We start from the raw sequence: 3421 nt of genomic DNA, 5'->3' as shown, positions 1-3421 counted from the left end.
TCTGCAAAGCGCCGGAAATGCCGGTGAGTTCTACACCCCAAGAGCAGTGACAGACTTTATGGTGAAAGTTGTTAAGCCAGTCTTGGGTGAAAAAATCAGCGACTTCGCCTGTGGTACCGGCGGGTTTTTAACGTCAGCTTTACAGGCGCTGGAAAGGCAAGTGGAGAATTCCCTTGAGAACCGGGAAATCTACAATAAATCTGTTTATGGGATTGAAAAGAAGGCGCTGCCACATATGCTTTGCGTTACCAATATGTTAATTCATGATATCGATGATCCCAATATCCTGCATGGCAATGCCCTGGAGATGGACTACAAAGATATGCGGAAGATGGAGCCGTTCGATGTGGTTTTAATGAATCCGCCCTATGGCGGCAGTGAAAAAGACAGCGTCAAGTCCAACTTCCCGACGGAACTCAGAAGTTCTGAAACGGCTGATCTTTTTATGAATGTGATTATGTATCGACTTAAGAAAAATGGCCGATGCGCCGTGATCATTCCCGATGGCTTCCTGTTTGGTATTGACAATGCAAAGTTCAATATTAAGAAAAAGTTATTCAGTGAATTCAATCTTCATACCGTGGTCAGAATGCCACACAGCGTTTTTGCCCCTTATACATCGATTCGAACCAATATCCTGTTTTTTGATAATACCGAACCGACCAAAGAAACCTGGTTCTATCGCATGGATATGCCGGAAGGCTATAAGAACTTCTCCAAAACCAGACCGATGAAGCTGGAACATTTTGGTGATGCCCTGGCGTGGTGGGATAACCGGGAAGAAATCGAAGTCGATGGTTTCCCCAAGGCAAAGAGATATACTACCAGTGAAATCATAGAAAGAAGCTACAACATCGATCTATGTGGATTTCCCCATGAAGAAGAAGTGATCCTTGAGCCGATGGATTTGATTCAAGTGTATCAAGAAAAGCGGGCATCACTGAATGCTGAAATTGATCATGTATTAGAACAGATTACTGCAATGCTTGGTGGTAATTAATGAAGGCACAGGATTTAAAGAACAGTATTCTTCAGCTTGCGATACGGGGAAAACTGGTCGAACAGCGGGCAGAAGAAGGTACTGCTAAGGAATTATTAGAGAAGATAGCGGCTGAGAAGAAACAGCTGATTCAGGAAGGTAAGCTTAAAAAACAGAAGACGCTACCTGCAATCAATGAAGAAGAGATTCCATTTGATATTCCGGATAGTTGGGAATGGGTGAGATTAAATCAAATATATAATTTTATTGATTATAGAGGGAAAACGCCAACTAAAATTACCAGCGGCGTAGTTCTCATTACTGCATCAAATATTAAAAAGGGATTTCTAGATTTTTCAAAAGCAGACTTTATTTCTGAAGTTGAATACATTGAAAGACAATCTAGAGGAATTACAAATAAAGGAGATATATTATTTACTACTGAAGCACCATTGGGAAACGTCGCAATTAATACGCTTGAGGTAGCAAGTGCTGGACAAAGGGCTATAACATTCCAACAGTATCATGATAATAATTTTATTAATGAGTTATTTTGTTATTTTATACAATCACCTTATTTTCAGTTTGACCTAATTAATAACGCTACAGGTACGACTGCAAAGGGAATCAAAGCTGCAAGATTAAAAGAACTACTATTACCTTTTCCCCCACTCGAGGAACAAAAACGTATTGTAGCAAAGATCGAAGAACTGATGCCTTATGTCGATAAATACGATGTAGCCTATTCTGAAGTGGAGAAGCTGAATAAAAAGTTCCCGGAAGATATGCAAAAGTCGATTTTGCAATATGCCATCCAAGGCAAGCTGGTTGCGCAGCGAAAAGAAGATGGCACGGCAGAAGAACTTTATCAGCAGATTCAAGAAGAGAAGAAAAAGCTGATTGAGGAAGGCACGATTAAAAAGACCAAGGCACTTCCCGAGATTACAGAAGATGAGATTCCTTTTGATATTCCGGAGAATTGGAAGTGGGTTAGGATTACAGATATTTTTGAAATTAATCCAAGAAATAATGTTAGTGATGAGTTAGGAGTATCGTTTATACCGATGGCTTTGATTGATGATGGATATGTAAGTAATTTTACATATGAAGTAAGACCATGGGGGGATGTTAAGAAAGGCTATACACATTTTCAAGATGGAGATATTGTAATGGCTAAGATTACTCCGTGTTTTCAAAATTTAAAGTCAGCTCTAATAATAAATCTTGAAAATAGAATCGGTGCAGGGACAACTGAACTTCACGTACTGAGATCACACAGTAACATTTGTAGAGAGTTTTTTATGTGGTTTATTAAAAGTCCAATTTTTGTTTCAACATGTGAAAAAAATATGACAGGAACTGCAGGACAAAAAAGGGTTCCAACAGATGTACTTAAGGAATACGTAGTACCGCTTCCGCCACTCGAAGAACAAAAACGAATCGTAGAGAAAATCGAAGAATTATTACCATATGCAAAACAACTAGTGAAATAGTGAATCATCCTAGCCAAGGGGTGATCTAATATCTATAACTCCTAAAAAATAGTGACTGCGCTTGGGTCTTGTTGGATGCTGGCAATGAATAGTGAGCTTCCATACAAAATTGATCCATTAAAATAGGAGGTCGAATCATGTATTTAGCAGTTATCGATGTAGAACCTTTAAATGATTATAAGTTACTCTTAACTTTTGAAAATGGTGAAAAGAGGATCTTTGATGTCAGTCCTTATTTAGATAAGGGTATTTTTCAAGAATTAAAGAACGAGGAGAAATTCAGGACGGTACGTGTTAGTTTTGATAGTATTGAATGGTGCAATCAAGCGGATCTTGATCCAGAGTTTTTATTCGAAAAGAGCAAAGCTTGCTAGCAGTAATTGATAAAGCTATTTCTCAAAGCTTCTCAAAATGGTAACTGCGCCTGGGTCTGACGTCAAAAATCCCATCGTTTGATCGGGTGGAACCCTTAAATTAGCGCCACATAACCGTAAAGCCTTGATATTCAATGGTTTAAAAGGTTATGTGGCTATTTTTTTAATTCTTTTTTTAAAATTATCGGATTTAGCAGTTTATATAACAGTGATGCTGGAATAACCGCTAATTATCTATCCTCCGGGTTATAAACATCATTTAGGAATCCATATCTGCCAGATTCTATATTTCGAGAGAATTCAATGACATGAATTCTGCTCTCATCATTTTCTTACGAACACAAGGGGACGGTTCTTTTGTGTTACAAAATGCACCTAATCATGGTAAGCTTAAAAAAACGTAGGAGTATGAACCGATGCCAAGAAAAGCTAGAGAAAAAAGTGCGACAGCAGTATATCACGTGGTTTTAAGAGGGATTAATCGACAGGTTATTTTTGAAGATCAGGAAGATCATGTCAAATATCTGGAGCTATTAAAAAGCTATCAGGAAATCAGCGGATACCAAATCTATGCC

The 3421-nt window shown here is 38.4% G+C and carries 3 protein-coding genes; all 3 read left to right on the top strand.

Annotation, left to right across the window (positions count from 1 at the left end; translation table 11 throughout):
- On the top strand, positions 1-1000 hold a 1000-nt coding region (locus GH808_RS14900; RefSeq protein WP_186843575.1), incomplete at its 5' end, for an HsdM family class I SAM-dependent methyltransferase.
- Complete coding sequence (locus tag GH808_RS14895) at positions 1000-2472, top strand: restriction endonuclease subunit S (RefSeq protein WP_186843574.1); 1473 nt, start codon at positions 1000-1002, stop codon at positions 2470-2472. The genes GH808_RS14900 and GH808_RS14895, both read left to right, overlap by 1 nt.
- Positions 2473-2609: 137 nt before the next feature.
- Positions 2610-2846 (top strand): DUF2442 domain-containing protein, encoded by a 237-nt coding sequence (locus GH808_RS14890; protein ID WP_186843573.1) that lies wholly within the window; start codon positions 2610-2612, stop codon positions 2844-2846.
- Positions 2847-3421 lie beyond the last annotated feature (575 nt).

Origin of the sequence: Acetobacterium fimetarium (genome assembly GCF_014284475.1) — a bacterium.
In the GTDB taxonomy this organism is placed as follows: Bacteria; Bacillota; Clostridia; order Eubacteriales; family Eubacteriaceae; genus Acetobacterium; species Acetobacterium fimetarium.
The sequence above is the reverse complement of the archived record's forward strand: the minus strand, read 5'-3'. Positions and strand labels throughout refer to the sequence as shown.

Coding starts and splice junctions, on each gene's coding strand:
- GH808_RS14890 (WP_186843573.1), top strand. CDS start 2,610: ATGTATTTAGCAGTTATCGATGTAGAACCTTTAAATGATTATAAGTTA.
- GH808_RS14895 (WP_186843574.1), top strand. CDS start 1,000: ATGAAGGCACAGGATTTAAAGAACAGTATTCTTCAGCTTGCGATACGG.